This window comes from Chrysanthemum yellows phytoplasma, from assembly GCF_000803325.1.
GTDB lineage: Bacteria > Bacillota_I > Bacilli_A > Acholeplasmatales > Acholeplasmataceae > Phytoplasma > Phytoplasma asteris.
Window position 1 is genome coordinate 1 of sequence record NZ_JSWH01000239.1, and the last position, 1,936, is coordinate 1,936.

General features: G+C 23.1%; 2 protein-coding genes and 2 pseudogenes. All 4 read right to left on the reverse strand.

Translation table 11 applies throughout. The features are described from left to right. Positions 1 to 575 (reverse strand): annotated as a pseudogene (locus OL66_RS03435) (hypothetical protein); the annotation flags it as partial. A gap of 5 nt (positions 576 to 580) precedes the next feature. Then, complete coding sequence (locus OL66_RS03440) at positions 581 to 1,393, reverse strand: hypothetical protein (protein WP_034172485.1); 813 nt, start codon at positions 1,391 to 1,393, stop codon at positions 581 to 583. A 24-nt stretch (positions 1,394 to 1,417) separates the two neighbouring features. Next, a complete protein-coding gene (locus tag OL66_RS03445; protein ID WP_034172486.1) occupies positions 1,418 to 1,699 on the reverse strand; it encodes a hypothetical protein in 282 nt (93 codons plus the stop codon). Further along, positions 1,692 to 1,936 (reverse strand): annotated as a pseudogene (locus OL66_RS04115) (hypothetical protein); the annotation flags it as partial. The pseudogene OL66_RS04115 and the gene OL66_RS03445, both read right to left, overlap by 8 nt.

A 1,936-nucleotide genomic window follows, 5' to 3' on the forward strand; every position in this document is an offset into this window, starting at 1 on the left:
CTCCAAAAAAAATACAAATCAGAAGCGCCGTTACCCATTTGAGTTAAAGTATCTAAATTATAAAGATTATTTTTTCCATCTCTAGTTCCGCCATCAAAATAAGCTAATAAAAAATCTTTAGGAGGAGGTTCTTTAATGCGGTATTGAAAATCATTTTCATTATTTAAAGAATTATTATTGTAAAGAGCATAACTAAAATTACTTTTAAAATTTTTATTAGGAAAATGATAATGAAGCCATCCTAAGGCGTCTTTGATATTGCTGTTTTCGCCTAAATGAACATTATAACATTTCATATTATCTATTTCTTTTTCTTTTATGGGGATGATTTTATCATAAAAATAATTATCTATTTCTTTAGATGAGAGTTTAAAAGCAGAATTAAATTTTTTTAATTCCGTATTTTTATTTGATGATTGTTCAACAGACAAAAAAACATTGTTTTTGTCTGTTGAATTAACAGGTTGGATAAAGTCATATTTTGGAGGTTGATAAATAATATTTGCAAATCCAAATCCGATAAAAACACAAAGAAAACAAATAAAGATTTTTTCAATAAGTGTTAATGTAATCATTTGTTTTATTGGGTTTCTAAATTAGTTATTTGTTTTTCGGTATTTTCTTTATATTTAATTAAATATTGTTTTAATTCAGAAGAAATTTGAGGGTCTTGTAATTCTTGTTCGATGACATTCTTTTTTGTTTTTAAATTAATGAGATTAACTTTTTTAGTTATTTGTTCATTAATGTTTTTTATATTGTTTTGATTTTGTGTTTTTTGGTTTTCTAAAGCAGTTTTAGTTGCACTATTTAAATCAGGTTGCACTAATTTTTGGTCTAATTGTGTAATATTAACAATATTTAATTCTTTATCTTTTAATAATTTTTGATATTTAATAATTTCTTTTTCTTTAAGTAATTTTGTTTCTGTAAGCGAATGTTTTTCTTCTAATTGATTTGTTGTTTTGATTTTATTATCAATTTCTAAAATTTCTTCTTCAGATTTTTTTAAGAATTTTTTTAAGAATAAATCAATTTGTAATTCTTTTTTTTGTTGGGTTTTTAATTTGACGATTTGTTCTATTACTTGTTTTTCTTGAGGAGACAAACTAGGCTCTTTTAATTCTTCATTTTTAATAGTTATTTCTTCATTTAATTGTTTAATTTTGTCATTATAATCATCAAAACAATCATCATTATTGGTTTGAAATATAGTGTTTTTGTTGACAATAATTTCATAAACAGGTTGTTTGGAATGATTAAAAAAATAATAACCAATACCTCCTGTAGTTGCAATTATCATTGTTAAAAGTAAAAAGAGATTGAAAAAATATCTTTTAGTTAGGATATTTTTTTTATTAATAATTTTTTTTGGGTTTATTTTAATTTTCATTTGAGTTTGTTTTCCTTTCTTTTTTTAATTATTTTCTTGATTTATTAAGGTTTCTAATGGGGTATTTTCCTTATATTCTTGTTTGATTGGAATTTTTTTATCGATATCTTTTTTAAAATCTTTTATATTTTTTTGATTATTTGATTTTGGCGTTTCATTTTCTTTTGTTTTTCTTTTAATTGGGTAAGTATCGTTGGGATTGAATAGTTGAAGGAAACTGAAAAAGAGATATTTAAATACAAAGCATAAACCAGTAACAAATAATGCCCCAGATACAAAACCAATGGTGAAATTTGAATCAGTCATTTTGATTTTCCTTTCCGATTGGTGTGTGTGTTTTTTGAGATTTTAACAATCTTTTTCTTTCTTTTTTAGATTGCCAAATAGCTACTTTATGTTTTTGTTGTTCTATTTGGGATAATATTTCTTCTTGCGAAGTCTTTATTTGTTCTAGTTTTTGAAGTAATAATTGTTCTTGTTGTTCTTGTTTAGCATTTTTTATTTCTAAAGTTTGAAGTTTTTTATTAGGAAAAAATAGGTTTA